The 20780-nt window shown below is 63.6% G+C and carries 21 protein-coding genes; 18 read left to right on the plus strand and 3 right to left on the minus strand.

What is annotated here, in order from left to right; translation table 11 throughout:
* From AC0GNR_RS13000 to AC0GNR_RS13050, 11 genes are all read left to right on the plus strand, one after another.
* A partial coding sequence (locus tag AC0GNR_RS13000; RefSeq protein ID WP_472901375.1) for an IS630 family transposase occupies positions 1-987 on the plus strand: 987 nt, incomplete at its 5' end.
* 103 nt (positions 988-1090) lie between these two features.
* A complete protein-coding gene (locus AC0GNR_RS13005; RefSeq protein WP_472901376.1) occupies positions 1091-2062 on the plus strand; it encodes a Bug family tripartite tricarboxylate transporter substrate binding protein in 972 nt (323 codons plus the stop codon).
* Positions 2063-2070: 8 nt separating this feature from the next.
* Complete coding sequence (locus tag AC0GNR_RS13010; protein WP_472901377.1) at positions 2071-3039, plus strand: porin; 969 nt, start codon at positions 2071-2073, stop codon at positions 3037-3039.
* Positions 3040-3405: 366 nt separating this feature from the next.
* Positions 3406-4713 (plus strand): amidohydrolase family protein, encoded by a 1308-nt coding sequence (locus AC0GNR_RS13015; protein ID WP_472901378.1) that lies wholly within the window; start codon positions 3406-3408, stop codon positions 4711-4713.
* A gap of 36 nt (positions 4714-4749) precedes the next feature.
* Entirely contained in the window at positions 4750-5919 is a 1170-nt protein-coding gene (locus tag AC0GNR_RS13020) for an acyl-CoA dehydrogenase family protein (protein ID WP_472901379.1), read from the plus strand.
* A 9-nt stretch (positions 5920-5928) separates the two neighbouring features.
* Positions 5929-7044: an acyl-CoA dehydrogenase family protein gene (locus AC0GNR_RS13025; RefSeq protein ID WP_472901380.1), complete on the plus strand. Its 1116-nt coding sequence runs from the start codon at positions 5929-5931 to the stop codon at positions 7042-7044.
* The gene (locus AC0GNR_RS13030; RefSeq protein WP_472901381.1) at positions 7041-7856 is read left to right on the plus strand and encodes a crotonase/enoyl-CoA hydratase family protein; all 816 of its coding nucleotides are present in this window, start codon (positions 7041-7043) and stop codon (positions 7854-7856) included. Before AC0GNR_RS13025 ends, AC0GNR_RS13030 begins: the two co-directional genes overlap by 4 nt.
* Before the next feature lie 29 nt (positions 7857-7885).
* Positions 7886-9010, plus strand: a complete 1125-nt coding sequence (locus AC0GNR_RS13035) for an acyl-CoA dehydrogenase family protein (RefSeq protein WP_472901382.1) — start codon at positions 7886-7888, stop codon at positions 9008-9010.
* A gap of 28 nt (positions 9011-9038) precedes the next feature.
* On the plus strand, positions 9039-9359 hold the full coding sequence (locus AC0GNR_RS13040; RefSeq protein ID WP_305335799.1) for a 2Fe-2S iron-sulfur cluster-binding protein: 321 nt from the start codon (positions 9039-9041) through the stop codon (positions 9357-9359).
* A 48-nt stretch (positions 9360-9407) separates the two neighbouring features.
* Positions 9408-10595, plus strand: coding sequence for an MFS transporter (locus tag AC0GNR_RS13045; RefSeq protein ID WP_472901383.1), 1188 nt, complete (start codon positions 9408-9410; stop codon positions 10593-10595).
* A gap of 58 nt (positions 10596-10653) precedes the next feature.
* Positions 10654-11067: a VOC family protein gene (locus tag AC0GNR_RS13050; protein ID WP_472901384.1), complete on the plus strand. Its 414-nt coding sequence runs from the start codon at positions 10654-10656 to the stop codon at positions 11065-11067.
* On the opposite strand, the gene AC0GNR_RS13055 is transcribed toward AC0GNR_RS13050, so the two are convergent.
* The 3 genes from AC0GNR_RS13055 to AC0GNR_RS13065 are packed head-to-tail and all read right to left on the minus strand — an operon-like array spanning position 11064 to position 14124.
* Positions 11064-11843: an SDR family oxidoreductase gene (locus AC0GNR_RS13055; protein WP_472901385.1), complete on the minus strand. Its 780-nt coding sequence runs from the start codon at positions 11841-11843 to the stop codon at positions 11064-11066. The two genes, AC0GNR_RS13050 and AC0GNR_RS13055, sit on opposite strands and share 4 nt — an antisense overlap.
* Before the next feature lie 9 nt (positions 11844-11852).
* A complete protein-coding gene (locus AC0GNR_RS13060; protein ID WP_472901386.1) occupies positions 11853-12839 on the minus strand; it encodes a Bug family tripartite tricarboxylate transporter substrate binding protein in 987 nt (328 codons plus the stop codon).
* 13 nt (positions 12840-12852) lie between these two features.
* Positions 12853-14124 carry a cytochrome P450 gene (locus AC0GNR_RS13065; RefSeq protein ID WP_472901387.1) on the minus strand — a complete coding sequence of 424 codons (1272 nt, stop codon included), beginning with the start codon at positions 14122-14124 and terminating at the stop codon, positions 12853-12855.
* Positions 14125-14373: 249 nt separating this feature from the next.
* Between AC0GNR_RS13065 and AC0GNR_RS13070 the strand changes: the two genes are divergently transcribed.
* Genes AC0GNR_RS13070 through AC0GNR_RS13100 form a run of 7 tightly spaced genes read left to right on the plus strand, consistent with a single transcriptional unit; the run spans position 14374 to position 20763 of the window.
* Complete coding sequence (locus tag AC0GNR_RS13070; RefSeq protein ID WP_472901388.1) at positions 14374-15099, plus strand: TetR/AcrR family transcriptional regulator; 726 nt, start codon at positions 14374-14376, stop codon at positions 15097-15099.
* Positions 15100-15142: 43 nt separating this feature from the next.
* Positions 15143-16720, plus strand: a complete 1578-nt coding sequence (locus AC0GNR_RS13075) for a phytoene desaturase family protein (RefSeq protein ID WP_472901389.1) — start codon at positions 15143-15145, stop codon at positions 16718-16720.
* 52 nt (positions 16721-16772) lie between these two features.
* On the plus strand, positions 16773-18062 hold the full coding sequence (locus AC0GNR_RS13080) for a cytochrome P450 (protein ID WP_472901390.1): 1290 nt from the start codon (positions 16773-16775) through the stop codon (positions 18060-18062).
* 17 nt (positions 18063-18079) lie between these two features.
* A complete protein-coding gene (locus tag AC0GNR_RS13085; protein ID WP_472901391.1) occupies positions 18080-19111 on the plus strand; it encodes a hypothetical protein in 1032 nt (343 codons plus the stop codon).
* A 15-nt stretch (positions 19112-19126) separates the two neighbouring features.
* Positions 19127-19477, plus strand: a complete 351-nt coding sequence (locus tag AC0GNR_RS13090) for a Cif family virulence factor (protein WP_472901392.1) — start codon at positions 19127-19129, stop codon at positions 19475-19477.
* A 24-nt stretch (positions 19478-19501) separates the two neighbouring features.
* The gene (locus AC0GNR_RS13095) at positions 19502-19924 is read left to right on the plus strand and encodes a nuclear transport factor 2-like protein (RefSeq protein ID WP_472901393.1); all 423 of its coding nucleotides are present in this window, start codon (positions 19502-19504) and stop codon (positions 19922-19924) included.
* Positions 19921-20763, plus strand: a complete 843-nt coding sequence (locus AC0GNR_RS13100) for an SDR family NAD(P)-dependent oxidoreductase (protein ID WP_472901394.1) — start codon at positions 19921-19923, stop codon at positions 20761-20763. Before AC0GNR_RS13095 ends, AC0GNR_RS13100 begins: the two co-directional genes overlap by 4 nt.
* The last annotated feature ends 17 nt before the right edge of the window (positions 20764-20780 follow it).

A 20780-nucleotide genomic window follows, 5' to 3' on the forward strand; every position in this document is an offset into this window, starting at 1 on the left:
CGCAAACAGGTCGTGAGGCTGTACAGACAAGGCACCAAGATCATGCAGATCGTCACGATGACGGGGCTGAGCTACCCGACAGTGCGAACGGCTATCGATCTGTTTGACGCTGGCGGCTGGGGTGCGATACGTCCCGCTGTTCGTGGACGAGCCAGAGGCGATGGCCGGGTGCTCGGTCAGGCGCAGGAAGACACCATCCAGCGCCTGATCATCGACAAACGCCCCGAGCAGCTCAAGATGGATTTCAGCTTGTGGAGCCGGGCCGCAGTGGGTCAGCTCATCGAACAGGAATTTGGCATCAAGCTGCAAGTGCGCAGCATCGGCAAGTACCTCACCCGCTGGGGCTTCACACCGCAAAAGCCCATCAAGCGCGCTTACGAGCAAAGCCCTGCTGCCGTGCAGGCTTGGTTGGAGGGCGAGTACCCCGGCATTGAGCAGCGCGCCAGGGCCGAGGGGGCCGAGATTCACTGGGGCGACGAGACGGCCTTGGTCAACACCGATGTGCGCGGCAGGAGCTTCGCGCCAGCGGGCAAAACACCGGTGGCCATGGCCGTGGGCGGCACCCGTCAAAAGCTCTCCATGATTGCCACGGTGACCAACCAGGGCAAGACGCGGTGGATGATCATTGACGAGGCTTTCGATGCTGAGAAGCTCATCGAATTCCTACAAGCTTTGATCAAGGACGCGGGTAAAAAAGTCTTTCTGATTCTGGACAACCTGCGGGTCCACCACAGCAAGCTGGTGAAGGCTTGGGTGGCTGAGCGGCAGGACCAGATCGAGTTGTTCTACCTGCCCAGCTACAGCCCACAGCTCAACCCAGAGGAGCGGCTCAATGCGGACTTGAAGCAGGAGATGGGCAAGCGCGTGCCGGTGCGAACCAAGGCCAAGCTACGCGATGCGGCCAACGATCACATGGCGATGCTGGAGCAAAACCCCGAGCGCGTCATGAGCTACTTCCAGGACCGTCACGTTCGATATGCAGCTTAAGACTTCACAGGGCCGGATCAATAGTTCTCAGGCTTACGCGGCCGCAACAGAATACATTTATTCTGCATACAGAATAATATTCTTTATACAACATGGACATGAAATGAAGAAAGTCAAAGCCTTTTCCAAGTCGCTCTCACTGGCGTGCGTCCTGCTGGGTGCCGGCGCCACCACTGCCGCCGAGTTTCCGGAAGAAGCCATCAGCATCGTGACGCCTTTCACGGCGGGATCGGCCCCCGATGGCTATACCCGCGCACTGGCCAACGAGTTGTCCAAAGCAGCAAGAGTCCCCGTCATTGTCGAGAACCGTCCTGGTGGCAGTTCCGGCATTGCCGCACAAAGTGTCGGTTCAGCAAAACCGGATGGATACAGCTTGCTGATTTCGGGAAATGTGGCGTTCACCGGCAACCCGCATGTGATCAAAAACCTGCCCTACGACCCTGTCAACGGCTTCATACCTCTGACGACGCTGTCCAAAGGCCCCATGTACCTGTACGCCAATCCGGACAAGGTCAAGGCGACCTCAGCCAAGGAGTTTTTGCAGCAACTCAAAAGCGATCCAGGCAAGTACACGTTCGGGTACACGAGCATCACCAGCCGCTTGCCTGCCGAGGTGCTGCAACAGACCGCCGGAGTGAAGGTGGTGGGTGCTGCTTATCGCAGTGGTGCCTCGATGATGCCGGACCTGATGAGCGGCGTGATTGACTTCATGTTTACCGACTTTTCAGCGTGGACCCATGTCAGCACCGGAAAGCTCAAGTCGCTGGGCGTGACCGATGACGTCCGCAGCCCGTTTGCCCCCAACCTGCCGACCTTCCGGGAAAACGGCATCGAGGGTATGGACATCGGCTTCTGGCTGGCGGCCTACCTCCCGGCACAGACCCCCCAACCGGTGGTAGAAAAAATGCACGCTCTGCTGGTGCAGGCGAACCAAACGCCGGCGGTGCAGGCCGCCATGAAGGCATCTGGCACGTTCGAATTCGTCCAACCCCTGGGTCAGCTTGAGAAGTACCAGGCAAAAGAACGCGAGCTGTGGGGAAAGATCATCAAAGCCGCAGGCATTCAACCCGAGTAAACACCTGTATGCATCCCAACATCATGAAAAACGCGCTCAAACTTTTCCCCTTGTCCGCCTTCGTCCTGCTGTCCGGCCACGTTCAGGCACAAAGCAGCCTGACCCTGTTTGGCAAGGTTGATGCCGGACTGGTTCGTGCGATTGGTACGGGTACGACCACACTGGGCGAAGGTGCCCAAAGTCGTTTTGGACTGCGTGGCACAGAGGACCTGGGTCAGGGACTGAAAGTGTCGTTCTGGCTGGAGAACCGATTCCGATCCAACACGGGCGCGCTGACCGCCGTTCGCTATTTTCAGGGCCAATCCATCGTAGCGATCGAAGGAGGCTGGGGCAAGGTGTCTCTGGGCCGTGACTACGTCGCTGGGTACACCGAAGTTCAAATCACGCCGGATCCGTTCATCCACACGGGCGTGTCATCCTTCGTTTCGGTCGGCACCGGCGGCATCGGAACCGTCCGAAATGATGGCGCGATCACCTACAAAAGCCAGCTTGGTGCTTTTGGTTTTGCCCTGCAGACGGCCAGTGACGTCAACCCGAACAGCGCAACCTTGCCCGCCGCCAGCACGATCGACCGCCCAGTGAATGGGTACCTCTCCTACCAGGCGGGTCCCGTTTACCTCGGATGGAGCCATGAAAACCCCGGTGGGGCAAACGACAGCTGGAATTTCATCGCAGCAAGGTACGTCCTGGACCGCTGGACGCTCACCGCGGGCTTTGGCTCAGGCAAAGACAATGTGAACAACAAGCGCAAGAGCGCCATGTTGGGAGCTGCGTTCAAGACAAATGCTGGCCGCGTCAAGCTGTCATACGGCCAACTCGAAAACACCACGACCCACACCGATCTGACCAAGAAGTTTGCGATTGGCTACAACCACGATCTGTCCAAACGCACGTTCCTGTATGCCAATCTGGCTCACGACAAAGCGGTTGCCACCAACAGGAGCGGCTTTGATCTCGGACTTCAGCACAACTTTTGACGCTTAACTCTGGCGTTGACTGACCCTCGCCCATCGACCGCTGGTGGGCTGCTCGCACACCCAGTCACATCGGCGGTTCAGCTTTCTCGCCTGCACCGCCCATAAGGAGCACTGGTGCGGAACCGGTTACGTGGGACGCGGTGCTTGACCACAGCCAAGTTCGGTCTGTACACCGGGTGCAGGCGATCACACGATCGCTCCTCCCCACAACTCCGCGTAGTGGTATTCCCTAGTAAATCCGCGTTTTTGACTTTAATATGAACATTTTTATTGATTCTGTTCATTATTTAATCTAGCATCCAGACTTCCACCTCTGGTTCAGCTGCCACTGTGCCGGACCCCGCCGCACCACCCCTTGGAGACAAGATGAAACTCGAAGACCTCATCCTCGTCAGCGTTGACGACCACGCCATCGAACCGCCGAACGCATTCGCTCGCCACATGCCCGCGAAGTACAAGGGACGCGAACCCCATGTTGAAAACCACAAAGGCCGTGACGTCTGGGTGTTCGAAGAAAAGGCCACCGGCTACATGGGCCTGAACTCGGTGGTCGGGCGCCCGAAAGAGGAATACGGCATGGAGCCGTTGGGCTACGAGCAGATGCGCCGCGGTACCTGGGACATCAAAGCCCGTGTCGACGACATGAACGCCAACGGCGTGCTGGGCTCGATGTGTTTTCCCACCTTCCCGGGCTTCGCTGGGCAGCGGTTTCAGAGCTACGACGACCGGGGTGTGTCGCTGGCCGCGATCCAGGCCTACAACGACTGGCACCTGCAGGACTGGTGCAACGCGGCCCCCGGTCGCTTCATCCCGCTGATGATGGTGCCGTGGTTCGACATGCAGGCCGCCGCTGCCGAGGTCGCGCGCATGGCCAAGCTGGGTGTGCACGCGGTGACGTTCTCGGACAACCCCACCGTGCACGGCTACCCCTCCATCCACAACAGCCACTGGGACCCGCTGTGGAAGGCCTGCGCAGACAACGATGTCGTGATCTGCTGCCACATCGGCACCGGCGCGAAAGCGGCCCACGCCTCGGACGAATCGCCGATCGACGCATGGATCACCTCGATGCCGATCTCGATCGCCAACTCGGCCGCCGACTGGATCTGGGCGCCGATGTGGAAGAAATTCCCCAAGCTGCGCATGGCGCTTTCCGAAGGTGGCATCGGCTGGATTCCCTACCTGCTGGAACGTGCCGACTTCACGCACAACCACCACAACGCCTGGACCAACTCCAACTTCGACGGCAAGAAGCCCAGCGACATCTTCAACAAGCACATCATCACGTGCTTCATCGAAGACTCGTTCGGCCTGAAGAACCTCGACTCCATCAACGTGGACATGGCCTGCTGGGAATGCGACTACCCGCACTCCGACTGCACCTGGCCAGAATCGGCTGATGTGTTCTGGCGGCAGGCCGGCCACCTGAGCGACGAGATCATCAACAAGATCACGCACCTGAACACGATGCGCGAGTTTTCCTACGACCCCTTCTCGATCCTGGGTCGGGAGAACTGCACCGTCGGCGCGCTGAAAGCGCAAGCCAAACACGTGAGCATCGAGCCAGCCTGTGGCATGGGCGGCGCTGCACCCCTGCGTGAACTGGAAAAGCCGGTGACCTCGGGCGACATCAACCGGATGTTTGCCTCCGCCGACGCCGGAACCGCGCTGTAAACCGCACCCGAACCGATCCCGCACACCTGGCAACCCATGGCGCTTGCATCTTTTCAATACCACCGCGTGCCGGCAGAAGCCGAGCCGCTCCGTGCCGATGTCAGGCGCTTTCTGGCCACCGCGCTGAAAGACCGCAGCGCGCTGCGTCGAGCCGATTCGTGGATGGGCGCCGACCCGGCGTTCAGCCGCGAGCTGGGGCGCCGAGGCTGGCTGGGCATGACCCTGCCTCGTGAGTACGGCGGTCACGATGCCGGCCCCTGGGCCCGCTACGTCGTGATCGAAGAGTTGCTGGCTGCCGGGGCGCCCGTTTCGGCGCACTGGATCGCCGATCGCCAGAGCGGCCCGTTGATCCTGCGCTACGGAACAGAAGCCCAGCGCCAGAAATACCTGCCGGGCATCTGCCAAGGCGAGGTCTATTTCTGCATTGGCATGAGCGAGCCCAATTCAGGCTCAGACCTCGCCTCGATTCGCAGCCGCGCGGTTCGCGATGAGGCGGCGGGCGATGGCAGCTGGCGGGTCACGGGCCAGAAGGTCTGGACCACCAACGCCCACCACGCGCAATACATGATCGCCTTGGTGCGCACGGGGGCCCCGACCAGCGAAAAGGCCGCGCGCCACGAGGGCATGTCTCAGTTCATCATTGACCTGAAGGCGCCCGGCGTCACGGTGCGCCCGATCCGCGACCTGGCCGGGGGCGAACACTTCAACGAGGTTTACCTCGACAACGTCCGGCTGGACGCCGATGCATTGATCGGCACCGAGGGCCAGGGCTGGGAACAGGTCACCGCGGAGCTCGCCTTCGAGCGCAGCGGACCGGAACGTTTCCTGAGCAGCATTGCCTTATTGCATACCTTGATCGACGCGGTAGGTCCCCAGCCCGATGCCTTGCAGGCCAACGCCGTGGGGCGCCTCTGTGCCCGCCTGGTGGTGCTGCGCCAGATGTCGCTGGCGGTCACAGCCGAGCTGGCCGCAGGCGGCAATCCAGCCTGGGCCGCCTCTTGCCTGAAAGACCTGGGCGCCGCGTTCGAGCAGGAAATTCCCGAGCTCGCCCAACAGGTGCTGGACGTGGCGCCCGCGGTTGACGGCGGCAGCGACCACGCGCAGGTGCTGGCGGCCCTGATGCAGATGGCCCCTTCTTTCTCGCTGCGTGGGGGCACACGCGAAATCCTGCGCGGCATCATTGCCCGTGGTCTTGGACTGCGTTGAGAACACACCATGCGCGAACTGTTTGAATCCACCATCGAGCGGCTGCTGGCCGACCTGATCACCCCGGAACTGGTTCGCCGTGGCGAAGCGGGTCAATGGCCCACCGAGCTGTGGGCAGCCATTGAGGAATCGGGGTTTTCCGTGGCCGCAGCGCCGGAGTCCCTGGGCGGTTCTGGTGCCAGCTGGGGCGATCTGTATGGGGTCGTGAAGGCAGCGGGGCGCCACAACCTGCCGCTGCCACTGCCCGAGACCATGCTGGCCAACTGGCTGCTGGGCCAGTGCGGCCTGGAGGCGCGCAACGAGCCGCTGGGCATCGCCATGCGGAGCACGCTGAGCCTGGACCATGCGGCCACCAGCGGGGCCTTCTTCGATGTGCCCTGGGTCGCGCCCGCAGACACACGCGTTCACGGCGTGCTGCTCGATGTCCCCTGGGGCCGCGATGTGAACCATGTGGTGGCCGTCATCCCAGGAGAAAGAACCACGCTGGTGGTGCTGGCACGCAGCGATGCGCAGATCAGCACCAAGCGCAACACCGCCGGTGAACCGCGCGACGACCTCAGCTTCAAGAACGCTATCCCCCTGGCCACCGCGAACCTGCCCGGGCACTTGAGCGACGATGTGCTCTGGTGGGGCGGTTCCCTGTTGCGCACGGCCCAAATGGCCGGCGCGCTCGAAGCCACGCTGGACCTGAGCACCCGCTACGCCACGGAGCGCGTGCAGTTCGGAAAACCCATCAGCGCGTTTCAGGCCATCCAGCACCAGCTGGCGCAAATGGCGCAGCAGACGGGCAGCGCCATCGTCAGTGCGGAGGCCGCTTTCGCCGAGTCGGATGAGCAACTGGCGGCCTGGCAGATCGCTGCGGCCAAGGTCTGTGGCGCCGAAGCCGCGGGCGCGGTGGCCGCCATGGCGCATGCGGTGCATGGCGCCATTGGCTTCACCCATGAACACGCACTGCAACTGGGCACCCGCCGCCTCTGGGCCTGGCGCAGCGAATTCGGCAACCTGGGTCACTGGGCCCAGCGGCTGGGGCAGGCCGTTGCCCAAGGTGGGGCGGCCTCGCTGTGGCCGGCTGTCACCAGTGGCCAACTGGCCGCCTTGGCCTCATCCCCGATGGACACACCATGAGCCAGCAGACCCCTACCCCTTTCTTGTTGATCAAACGCGACGGCGCCGTGCTGACGGCTCGCCTGAACCGGCCCGAAACCCGTAACGCCCTGACCGATCCGGCGCACATGGATGAACTGGTGGACTTGTGCCGTCAGATCCGCAGCGACCACAGCATCAAGGTGTTGGTGCTGACCGGCGAAGGCAGTGCCTTCTGCGCCGGTGGCAATGTGAAAGACATGCAGCAGCGCGGCGGCATCTTTGCCGGCAGCCCCTACCAGGTGCGCGACAGCTACCGGGACAGCATCCAGCGCATTCCCCTGGCGCTGTACGAGCTCGACGTGCCGGTGATCGCCGCCGTGAACGGCCCGGCCATCGGCGCAGGCCTGGACTTGGCGTGCATGTGCGACATCCGCATCGCCAGCGACAAAGCCCTGTTTGCCGAGAGCTTTGTCAAAGTGGGCATCGTGCCGGGCGATGGCGGTGCCTGGTTGTTGCCGCGTGTGATCGGCATGCCCAAAGCCAGCCTGCTGGCCTTCACTGGCGACATGATCGATGCAGCCAAGGCGCTCGACTGGGGCCTGGTCGCCGAAGTGGTGCCCGCCGACCAGCTGATGGTTCAGGCACAGGCGCTGGCGCAGCGCATTGCGCTCAACCCTTCTCACGCATTGCGACTGACCAAACGCCTGTTGCGAGAAGGCCAGCACACGCGGCTCGACACCTTGCTGGAGCTTTCGGCCGCCTACCAGGCCTTGGCCCACCACACCGACGACCACCTTGAAGCGGTCAACGCCTTTCTGGACAAGCGCCCTGCGCAGTTCACCGGACGTTGATTGCAAGATCCCACAGCCAGGACATTTCCATGCGCCCCGTATTCCGCGAAGACCACGAGCAGTTCCGTGAACAGGCCCGCCGCTTCATTGACCGTGAGATCGTGCCTCACCTGCACACCTGGGAGTCTGAGGGGATCGTGCCCAAGAGCCTCTGGATCAAGGCCGGTGAAGCCGGCTTGCTGTGCTCCACGGTGCCCGAAGCCTACGGGGGTGCGGGCGGTGACTTCGGCCATTCCGCCGTGATGATCGAAGAGCTGGCGCGCGTCAACGCCACCGCGGTCGGCTTCACCACGCACTCGGAAATCGTGGCACCCTACATCGTGGCCTACGGGACCGAAGCCCAAAAACAGCGGTGGTTGCCCAGGATGGTCAGCGGCGAGATGGTGGGCGTGATCGCCATGAGCGAACCCGGTGTGGGCAGCGACCTGCGCAGCATGCGCACTGCCGCCGTGCGCAACGCCGACAGCTACACCATCAACGGCCAGAAAACCTTCATCACCAACGGCGGCAACGCGGACCTGGCGGTGACGGCCACCAAGCTGGACCCCGCCGCCAAAGAGCTGACGCTGATCTGCGTCGAGACCGACCAGCCCGGTTTCTCCAAGGGCCGCCTGCTCGAAAAAATCGGCCTGAAGGGCCAGGACACGTCCGAGCTTTTTTTCGACAACGTGTCGGTTCCGCTGGAGAACCGTCTTGGCGAAGAGGGACAGGGATTCAAGTATCTGACCCACCAGCTGGCCTGGGAACGCACCATCATCGGCATCCGCGCGGCGGCCTCGATCGAGTCCCTGATTGACCAGACGGTTCAGTACACACGCGACCGAAAGGTGTTCGGCAAGACGGTGTTCGATTTTCAGAACACCAAATTCAAGCTCGCCGAATGCAAGGCCCAGGCCACCATGTTGCGCGTGTTCGTCGACGACTGCCTCGCGAAAGCGATGCGAGGCGAACTCAGTGCCGAAGTCGGCGCCATGTGCAAGCTCATGGGCTCCGAGATGCAGGGAAAAATCCTCGACGAGCTGCTGCAGCTGCACGGCGGCTACGGCTTCATGAGCGAGTACATGATCAGCCGCGCCTGGGTCGACGCCCGGGTGGCCCGCATCTACGGCGGCACCAGCGAGATCATGAAAGAGATCATCAGCCGATCGCTGTGACCCCCTCCTTTTATTTCAGGAAACACCCATGCCCAACATCATCTGCGTCACCCCCGACGGCAAACGAACCGAGCTGCAGGTCACCGAAGGCACCAGCGTGATGCAAGCCGCGCTGGCCAACGGTCTTCCGGGCCTCAACGCCGACTGTGGCGGGGCCTGCCAGTGCGCGACCTGCCACGTGTATGTCGAACAACCCTGGGCCGATCAACTGGCCGCCGTCGGTGACACCGAAGACGCCATGCTGGACTGCACGGGCGAGCCCCGTCAGCCCAACAGCCGACTGTCCTGCCAGTTGATGGTTACTGCTGCGCTGGACGGCATGGTGGTGCGGTTGCCCGCCGTGCAATAGTCTCCGATCACACCCCGATCAGGGTTCGGTCGCGGCCCAGGCCCCCACATGAGCGAACCTGCGGCAACGCCTGGGCGGATCAACCTCGGGATCGTTTCCATTGTCTGTTTCAACTTCGCGTCCTACGTCTGCAACGGGCTGCCGCTCGCGGTGCTGCCCGGTTATGTGCTGAGCGACCTGGACCTGGGTCCCGTGTTTGCCGGGCTGGTGATCGGCGTGCAGTATATGGCCACTTTGTTGTCGCGCCCGCTGGGCGGCCAGCTGGCCGACCGATGGGGTTCCAAACGCGTGGTGCTGTACGGGCTCGGCGGACTGGTTCTCAGCGGGGTGTTGACCAGCCTCGCGATCTTCCTACATGCCCCACTCTGGCTGGGCGCAGGGCTGCTGCTGGCGGGACGCGTGGTTCTGGGCGTCTCCTCTGCCCTGGTATCGACACCGTGCTGCACCTGGGCCATCGGCCTGTACGGCACCCAGAACACGGCCCGCGTGATGTCGTGGAACGGCATTGCCGCCTACGGTGGAACCGCGCTGGGAGCTCCTCTGGGCGTGATCGTTCGCGATGGAACACACCTGATCGGCATCGGACTGTGCACCGCCCTGCTCGGCCTTCTGGCCCTGCTGTTCGCCTCGACCCGGCCAGCGGCAACCATCGTGTCGGGCGCCCGGCAACCCTTCCACCATGTGTTCCTGGCGGTCGTGCCCAACGGCATCGCCATGGCCTGCAGTTCGGTGGGTTTTGGCGGCCTCACCGCCTTCATCGCGCTCTATTTCAACAGCCTCGGGTGGGACAACGCCGCCTACTGCCTGAGCAGTTTCGGTGTGGCGTTCATCGTCACCCGACTGGTTTCCCCCAACTTGCTGCCTCGGTTCGGTGGCTACCGGGTGGTCGCGGCGTGCATGCTCGTCCAGAGCCTGGGTTTGCTGCTGATATGGCAGGCCCCCTCACCCGAACTGGTGATGCTCGGTGCCGGGCTGACCGGTATCGGTGTTTCATGGGTCTACCCGGGGCTGGGGGTGGAAACCCTTGAGCGCACACCCCCTGCCAATCGGGGTGCGGCGCTCAGTGCCTTGTCGCTGTTCTTTGATCTGGCGGTGGGCCTGGCCGGACCGTTGATGGGCTTGATCGCATCGGGTTGGGGTTACGCCGAGGTGTTCCTGGTCTCGGGGCTGCTGGGCATCGCGGGCTTCCTGTTGGTGATGCAGCTTCGCCGAACCGTCCACCGTTCCAGCGCCTGAAGGCACCCCACCCGATCCACCCCGCGCGACCGAACCGGCGAGAGCCAAGGAGCCTGTTGTGATCCAGCGACCCGACCATTTCACCATCGTGACCGACCAGCTGGAGGCCACCCGCGGCTTCTACGTCGACCTGCTGGGCATGCGCGAGGGCCCGAGACCTCCGTTCCCGGTCCCGGGACTGTGGCTCTATGTGCACGACCACCCCGTCCTGCACGTGGTGGCCGTGGACCAGATGCCCACGCCCCGACGGGGTGCGCTCGACCACATGGCGTATTGGGCCGAAGGACTGATGGACACCATCGCCTGCTTGCGTGCACACGGTGTGAGCCTGCGCTTGATCCGTTCCCCGGGCGCGAGCAGGACATGGCAGCTGTTTTTCAACGACCCCAACGGCGTCGAAGTTGAGCTGGATTTTGCGGAGACCGAAACGCCACCCGACGACTGGAAAACGCTCTCGGGTCGTGTGCGCTAAATCAGGCCTTCGTAGCTGCCGCCATCCACCTGAAGGTTCTGGCCACTGATGTACCCCGCCTGCGCCGAACACAAAAAGGCACAGGCATCCGCCAGCTCTTCGGGTCGGCCAAAACGCCTGGCGGCGACCGGCTTGAGCAATTCGGCGCGCGCTTGTTCCAGCGTGATCTGCCGGCGCTCGGCCAGCTGCCCGGTCATGTACCGAATGCGATCGGTCTCGATGCGTTCGAGCAGCAGGTTGTTGATGGTGACGTTGTCGCGCACCACCTCGTTGGACATCGCTTTTGAGAAAGCGGTCAGGCCCGCGCGCGAAGCGGTGGAAAGCCCGAGCATCAACTTGGGTGACTTCACCATCGCCGACGTGATGTTGACGATGCGCCCGAAGCGACGCTCCCGCATCCCGGGCACCACCGCCTGAATCAGCAGAATGCCGCTGAGCATGTTGCCCTCGACGGCGGCGATCCAGGTGGCGTGGTCCCATTGCCCGGCCTCACCGGGCGCCGGCCCCCCGTTGTTGGTCACCAGGATGTCGGGGGCCGGGCAGGCGGCCAGCAGCGCCGTGCGGCCTGCATCGGTGCTCACATCCGCCACCACCACGACGGGAGGGCGTCCCGAGATGGAAGCGATCTCCGCAGCGGTCGCATGCAGCGTGTCCGCGTGGCGACCATTGATCACCACCAGGCAGCCTTCGCGCGCGAGCGCCACGGCACAGGCCTTTCCGAGCCCCCGCGATGAAGCGCAGACGATGGCCTTTCGGCCCGCAATGCCCAGGTCCATCGTGGCCGCCTATTCGAGTTTGCCCATGCGCCGGACCGCCTGGGTCAGGCGTGCGGCATCCTGGTCCCAAAAGGTCCGGAACTTGGCCGCGTCCAGGTAGGCCGGGCCGCCCTCTGCCTTGAGCAACGCCTGCTTGAACTCGGCATTCTCTGTGGCCATCCGAAACGCAGAGCGCAGCCGGTCCACCACGGCAGCAGGGGTGTCCAGGGGAACAAACGCGCCCGTCCAGGGCTGCACATCCACATTCAGACCCAAAGCCGCGGTGTTTGGAACCGAAGGAAACTGCGGCCACGCTTCAGCGCCCACGGTTGCCAGGATGCGCAGCTTGCCGGCACGGACCTGGGACGTGATCGACGAGCGAGGCAGCATGGTGAAGTCCACCTGACCACCCAGCAGCCCCACCATCAAGGGACCGCCGCCCGCATAAGGAATGTGGTTGAGCTTCAGCTGCGCTTCATGGGCAAAGATCTCGATCGGCACGTGCACGGTGCCGTAGTTGCCCGACGAGCCGTAGCTCACCTCACCCGGCTTTGAGCGCGCCTGGACCATCATTTCGCCCAAGGATTTGAAAGGGCTCTCGGCCCTGACCACGATGGCCAGGGGGTCGGTGCTGACGCGTGCGATCGGCCTGAGCTGGCTCAACAAGAAGGCCGGCTTCTGTTGATTGACCACGGCCTGTTCAGGCAGGGTGGACACACTCGACAGGGCGAAGAGCACCGAATAGCCATCGGGCTTGGCGGTGGCCACCGCAGCCGCCCCGATCGCACCCGCCGCACCGGCCCGGTTCATCACCACCACGGGTTGCCCAAGCGCCCGCTCCAGCGAGGGGGCCAGCAACCTCGCCACGCTGTCGGCCAGTCCACCAGGCGGAAATGGCACCACCAGGTTCACGGCCCTGGCGGGAAAGGCTTCCTGGGCGCCCAGCAGCGGGGACAACCCAATGGCTGCACTGGCCAGCAGCCACTGGCGACGGGACATCACAAACGAGCGCTTCATACCGTCTGGCTCCTCAGTCCCACACCACATGCAATTCGTGCGGCCCACGCAGCTGGGCACCAGTGATCCTCGGCGCGGGCTGCGCGGGATCCAGTCGCAAGTTGGGCAACAGATCGAGCACCGCGTTCAGCGCCACCTGCATCTCGGTCTTGGCGATGAACTGACCGATGCACATGTGCGGGCCGAAGCCAAAGCCAAACGACGGCTTGGGTTTGCGGTCGATGTCGAACTGGTCCGCGTGCTCAAAAGCTTCTTCGTCTCGGTTGGCCGACATCACGATGGCCTGCACCATGGCCCCCTTGGGAATCTTCACCCCATCGATCTCCAGATCCTGCGCCGCCTGGCGCACCTTGAACGTGGCAACGGGCTCAAACCGCACCGCCTCATCGATGGCCTTGCCCACCAGCGCGCGGTCGTTGCGAACCCGTTCCAGCAGCTCCGGGCGCTCCAGCAGCAACACCAGCAGCGAACCAAACGTGCGTGTGGTGGTTTCGCCGGCCGCCGGCAGCAGCGAACGCACGAAGGTGGTGATCTCATGGTCGTCGAGCTGGTGGCCTTCGTACTCCGCGCGGATCAGCCTGCTGATCAGGTCGTCGCCCGTCGCACCCGCAGCTCGCACCTGAACCACGGCCTCCTTGACCGCGTCGTAGAGCTGCTTGGCGGCCTCCATGGCCGCCCCACGTGCCTGGGCCGCCTTTTCCGGGTCGACCTGAGGGCCTGCCAGGATCGCAAGTGCCCAGGCCGCAACCTGTTTGACACGTTCAGGCTCGTTCTCCGGGAAGCCGATCAGCGAATAGATCAGGCGGATCGGGAAGTGCAACGCAAAGTCCATCAGATCGGCACGCTTGCTGGCCACCAGGGGCTGCAGGTACTCGCTGCGGACGATGGCGTCCATCTTCGGCTTCCACCGGTTCACCACCTCGGGCATGAAGATCGGCTGCAGCAACGCGCGGGCCTTGCGGTGCTCGTCGCCGTCCATGCCGGTCAGGATCAGGCCGTCGAAAAACGCGCCCAGACCTTCCGCGATGAAGCCGCTGGTGAAGTTGGTCGCATCCCGAAGCACCGCCATCACATCGCGGTACTTGAAGACGGTGAACGTCGGGCGGTTCGCGTCCAGCCCCGCAATGTTGGGAACACCGAGACCCGCCATGAAGTTCTCCGCGATCACTGGCGAGTCGCGGCGCATGACCGCGTAGACCGCGTTGAGGTCGACATCGGAACCCCGGTAGTTGTCTGCGACGCCCGCAAAGGCCTTCTCAAGGCTGCTGGTGGTGGTGGTGGTCATTTCAGGCTTCCTGCCCGGCCTTCACAGGCGCGTAGGACATCGATTTATTTATGAACAGTTTTAGAAATTCTGCATTACTTAACACGAAACCACAAGCGGGTAAACCTGCAACGAATCATAGTAAACACCTATGTCACTCTGGTTTTAATATGATCACAATCACCATATCTGTTCAATATTAACTCGACCTGCTCCAGCAGGACTCGAACCTGGTTCAGCTCAAGACATCCACCGCGCCACCCGAAGACCATGAACGCCCGCCCGGTCCACCTCGAACCACCTGAGGCCGAACAGCCTGAAGCCGATCACCGCCACCGCGTGGCGAGCGAGCGCCGTGCCCGTATGCGGGAGCGCCTGATCGCAGCGACCATGGATGTCTACAGCCAGAGCACCGGGGGACGCCGCCCGGTGATCGACGACGTGATCCGTGCGGCCGATGTCTCGCGCGGCACTTTCTACAAGTACTTCGACACGCTGGACGAGGTGCTGACCGAGATAGGCCACAGCGCGGCGAGCGAGATGCTGCTCAGCTACGACCGCCTGTTCGGACCGCTGGAGGATGGCGCGGTGATGCTGGCCACGGGCCCGCTGATGGCCCTGGCTCGCGCAGCCATGGACCCTGCTCACGGCGCCATCATTTCGCACGCCGACATGGTCGACCGTATCAGCGGCGACGATCCCCGGCGCCAGCAGGTGTACCGCAGCCTGAACCGTGGGCGCGATCAAGGCATCTTTGAATTCGGCGCCATCGAGGCCGCCTTCGACCTGGTGATCGGCACCAGCATCGAAGGGGCCAGGCGCATATCCCGAACCGGCCAGCTCGACGGTGCCTGCATCCGCGAGACCGTGGTCATGCTGCTGCTGGGCCTGGGCATGAAGCGGCCCGCCGCGCGCCGCGCCGTCGACTCCGCCTGGCAGCTGCTGCAAGGCGCCTCCGAACACCTGCACTGGTGGAAGCCGGTCAACCCCGTCTGAATCCGCCCTTCCGCGAATCTGCCCCTTTCCCACTGGAACCTGAATGAGCACGAACACCCCTTACGACGCCATCGTCATTGGCGGAGGCCACAACGGACTGGCCTCTGCCTGCTACCTCGCCGCCGAGGGCCGCAAGGTCGTCGTGCTCGAATCCCTCGCCAAAGTCGGCGGAATGGCCTCGTCGGGCTACCTCATCCCCGAGGCGCCCAAGCACCTGGTGCACCCCTGCGCGCTGGACCTGATGTCGCTGCGCGTGCACCCCATGATGCCGCTCGAACTGCAGCTGGAACGGCATGGTTTTCGCCAGACCGAAATGGACCCCGGTTATGTGTACCTGCACCCGGACGGCAGCTCGCTGGTGTTCGGCCGCAGTGCGGAGCAGACCGCCGCCGAGATCCGCCGCTTCAGCGAAGCAGACGCCACGGAATTCCTGGCCCTGATGAAGCTGGTGAACACCTTCATCGACCTGGCCATCCCCATGATGCGGGTCGATCCGGCGCAGAAGAACCTGGGGGCGAAATGGCAGGCGCTCAAGGTCTTGATCAAGAACCGGCACATGAAGCCGGAGCTCATGGGCTTGATCGGGAGCCCCGCCTACACCTCGATCATGGAACGCTTCGAGCACCCGGTGACGCAGTCCGCCCTGTGCTGCCTGCTGGGCGCTGCCGGCCCGATCACGGGGGAAGCCACCGGCGTGTATTTCGCTTTGCTGGGCTTCATCCAGCGCTTTGGCCTGGGCCGCGCCGTGGGGGGCATGCAGACGCTGTCCAACGCGCTGGCGGCCCGTTTGACCGAGCTCGGCGGCGAGATCCGGCTCAACACGCCCGTGGCCGAGATCGTGGCCAAGAATGGCCAAGCCCAAGGTGTCCGTCTTGCCAGTGGTGAGGTGCTGAAATCACGCAGCGTGATCGCTGCGGTGCACCCCAAAGTGGCGCTGCACATGGTGACGCCCGGCGCCGTCGAGCGTCGCTACCTGACGCGGGTCGATCTGGCCCCCGCCAACGGCCATGGCGGTTCGCCCATGAAGATCGACATCGCGCTCAGCGGTCAGGTGCGCGCGAGCCGCCACGAAGCCCTGCGCAGCGACGGGCTGAGCCTGCGCAAGAGCGTGCTGCTGATCGGCACCGTGGAGGCGGTGCTCGACAACTTCAAATGCGCCGCCCGCGGCGAAGTGTCCCAGCTGCCCTACCTGTGGGCCACGGCGCCTAGCGCGGTCGATCCCACCCAGGCGCCCGAGGGCCAGGACATTGCGTACCTGTACCCGATCGCCATGCCACTGGAACCGCGCGAAGGATGGGATGCCATCCGCAACCAGGTGACCCAAACGGTCATCGACCAGACGGAGGCCTACCTCCCCGGCCTCAAGGCGCTGGAGATCGGTCGGCGCGCGGAGGCCGCGCCAGACTTTTCGAGGCGCTTGAACGTGCCCAACGGCTGCGTGGTGCACATCGACACCGGCGCCTCGCGAACCGGTCTCATGCGCCCCGCCTTCGGGCTGGGTGGCGAGACGCTGCCGGTCAAGGGCCTGTTCTTCGGTGGAGCGGGCATCCATCCCGGTGGCGGCATCAACGGGCTGCCCGGCCGCATCGCGGCGGGCCGCGTGAAACGCTATCTGAAGTAAGTCCGCCATCCCCTGCCTCGAAACCCACTTCCAACCCTGAAGGAGACGCTCCATGAGTACCGCCCCAAAAACCACCACCGAAAACGCCCAGAAGCTCGAAGCCGCCTATGCCAGCGTGTCCGACCTGTACCGCGGCAAGACGGACGACCTTTACGCCGCCTGCCGCGAGATGCGCAAGACCACACGCGTCTACGAAGGAGACTTCATCGCCAAGTTCCTGGGGGTTCCGACCAACGCGGGGCTCCAGACCAAACCGACCTACGCAGTGTTCCAGTACCAGGACGTGATGAACGTGCTCAAGGACGCCAACACCTTCACCAGCGGCTTCATCCTGGAAGGCATGGGCAAGGTGTGGGACGGTCTGATGATCCTCGGCATGGACGGCGATGCCCACCGCAAGGTGCGCTCCCTGCTGCAGCCGGCCTTCATGCCCGAGAACGTGAACAAGTGGCGCCCGAAGATCGACCGGGTCGCGCGCGAGGACTTCCTCATGCCCTTGCTGCCCAACAAAAAAGCCGACCTCATGGAAATGGGCCTGAACTTCCCGGTGCGTGCCATGTACGCCCTTGTCGGCTTCCCGGAAGACAACCCCGATCAGTACAACCAATACGCGGTCTGGGCGCTGTCGATGCTGGCGGCGAACCAGCTGGACAAGGCCAAGGCCGAAGAAGGCCGGCGCATCGCCGCGATTGCCGTCAAGAGCTTGTACGACGCGCTGATGGAACAGGTGAAGCGGCGCCGCGCCGAGGGCGCCACGGGCGACGACCTGATCACCCGCCTGATGAACGCCGAATACGAAGGCCACCAGTTGGATGACCACGAGGTCGCCACCTTCGCCCGCTCCTTGCTGCCCGCCGCCGGCGAAACCACCACACGCACCTTCAGCGCCGCGATGACGTTCCTGCTGACCGTCCCCGGCCTGATCGACCGCGTGCGCAACGACCGCGCCCTGGTGTCCAAGCTGATCGACGAAGCCGTGCGCTTCGAACCCTCTTCCACCTTCAAGGTGCGCGAGACCTCGGCCGATGTGCAGATCGGCGACGTCCTGATCCCCAAGGGCTCGTTCGTGCAGTGCATGGTCGCATCAGCCAACCGCGACGAAAGCGCCTTCGAGAACCCGGACGTGTTCGACATCGACCGCCGCCAGAAACCGTCTTTCGGCTTCGGCTTCGGACCGCACATGTGCATTGGCCAGTTTGTGGCCAAGCTCGAACTGAACTGCGCGATCAACGGCATCCTGGATCTCTTCCCCAATGTGCGGCTCGACCCCGAGCAACCCGCGCCGAAGATCGAAGGCGCCCACCTGCGCGGTGCCAAAAGCGTGCACGTGATCTGGGACTGAGCGAGGCCCATCCGATCATGCGAACTTTTGACACCATCCCCGAGCGCTCCGACTTCGGCTACCAGTGCCTGGTCGGCCCGCAAAAGGTCAGCGGCGCCCAGCTGGCTGACCTGCGCGACCACTTTGGCCTCAAGCTCACCAAGCACATGCCGTTCGGCAGCGTGCGCGACGAAGACGGCCACATCTACTCCATGGTGCGCGCCCTCAACGCGCCGGGCAGCACGCCCAACCCCACCAAGTTCATCTACCAGAGCACCCGCCTGGACGGAAAGAACATCCGCATCGACAAGGAAAATATCGCCCCCCGGGCGCTCACCATGTTCCCGGCGCGCGGACTCGATGGCGACACCGCCTGGTGGTCCAGCCACCCGGAAGAACCCGGCCAACCCTGGCGGTTGACCGCCTCGGGCACCGACTTCAGCTGGAAGGAAGAAGGCCTGTTCGACCTCACCGGCAAGCTCATCGGCAACGGCATGCAGTGGTACCTGCCGGGTGTGGACTGGGGCACCTTCTACGTCGCGCAGCTCTACGACGTGCAGGGCACCTGCGAGGGCAAACAGGTCAAGGGCATCATTTCGCTGGACCAGGCCTGGATGGCCGAAGGCGCCGCCATCCACATGCACAAGGACCTGGTGGTCAACAACAAGATGCACGTCATCTGGTGGAACTTCGCCACGATCTACAAGGACGGGAGTTGGGACGTCGGCTCCTTCCTGGTCGGTCACGACAAACTGGGCTACGCCATTTTCCAGAACGAAAAGGGTGAGGTCCGCTGCACCACGGACACCGAGGGCACGGTGCGCCATGAAGCCGATGGCTGGTTTGCCGAAGAGGCTCGCATCGTGCTGGAAGGCAAGGAGGAGTGGGAATTCCTGCCCGACCCGAGGGGCCGGATGATCGATTTCGTGGGCGGCTTCCCCATCACCGCCCAGCAGGAGGGTCGCTGGCGCAAGGTGGGTGACACCCGTGAGCCCGACCGCTGGATGGCCTGGGGCGAAAGCGACAAACGAAACGGCACGGCACGCAATGTCCGTGGCACCGAAACCTGAACCGGAGACCACGCCATGGACACATCCACCATCGAACACTTTCTGCACACCCAGGTGCAGGCCTGGAACCGGGGCGACAAGGAGGGCTTCTTCGCCGCCTACCGCACAGCAGCACCCGAGGGCTTGCAGATCGAGTACGTGGGCCGCGGGCCTGCGGGCGAGGGCTGGCCGGTGCTGGAGGGCATGTGGGCCCAACAGAGCGCCAAGATCGAGATCGAAGAAGTCGCGCTGATCATCAACGGCAACGAGGCCGCGTGTCACAACCGGAACAACGTGCGCGGCAGCACGTTGGCCATCGAGACCATCGAGCTCTACAGCTTTGACAACGGCAAGCTCACCGTGCGCTATTTCGTTCGCCAACCTTGAGTGCCTGCACCGAAAGAAAACACCATGTCCCAAATCAACCCCGAGCAGATTCAACGTTTCATGACCGGCCAGGTTCGCTGTTGGAACCACCACGACAAGGCCGGTCTGCTGGCGCTTTACCGTGAAATGGCCCCTGCCGAACTGAACATCGAATACGTGGGCCGCGCCGAGCAGGCCGATGGCTGGCTCGTCATCGAAGAGATGTTCGACAAACACAACCACCAGTTCCGCCTGGAGGTGGTGAACACCATCATCAACGGCAACGAGGCCGCCGTGCACCACCGCAACTGCATCGTGGGCAGCAGCCAGGTGATCGAGAGCATCGAGACCTACCGGTTTGGCCCGGGCACCCTGCACGTGCGCTACTTCCTGCAACCACCCCAGGACGCCAGCGTGAATCTCGAACAGTTCCGCGGCTTCGCCACCAGCACACCGGAGACGCCATGAGCAAGCCCACCCTTCCCGGCCCCCACGAAGGCCGCTTCAAAGACCAGATCGCCATCGTCACCGGGGGTGCTTCAGGTATCGGTGAAGCCACCTGCCGGCGGCTCGTCGCCGAAGGCGCCACCGTGGTGGTGGCCGACGTCAACGCCGAACGTGCCGCGACACTGGCCGCAGAACTGGGCCCGCGTGCCAGTGCACAGGTCTTTGACGCTGCCGACGTGCGCAGCATCCAGCAACTGGTACAAGGAACGGTGGATCGTTTCGGCCGCCTGGATGTGCTGCACAACAACGCGGCATTGAGTTCTCCGGCCATACACGCCAAAGACAAGAACGCCATCGACATCGAATTCGAGGTCTGGGATCAGGTCATGGCCGTGAACCTGCGCGGCTACCTGGCCGGCTGCAAGTACGCCTTGCCGACCATGATCGCCCAGGGCGGCGGAGCGATCGTGAACACCGCGTCCACCGGTGGGTTTTCGGGTGACATCACGCGCATGGCCTACAGCGTGTCCAAGGCGGCCATCATCGGCCTGACCCGCCAGATCGCCACCCACCATGGCGCCCAGGGCGTGCGCTGCAATGCCGTTGCCCCGGGCCTGGTGCTGACACCGGGCACGCGCGGTGCGGCGGCCAGCGTGATCGACGTGATGCAGCGCCATTTGCTGGTGCCTGAATTCGGTGAACCCGAAGACATCGCCGCGCTGGTGTGCTTCCTGGCATCGAGTGAAGCGCGCTACATCAACGGCCAGACCTACATCGTCGACGGCGGCATGCTGGCCCACAACCCGACCATGGCCGACCTCGTCGACATGGCCAAATCCAAGAGCCATGGAACCCGGTGAACCTCTCCCGTTGCGGA

The sequence above is a fragment of the Hydrogenophaga sp. LT287 genome (assembly GCF_055702805.1).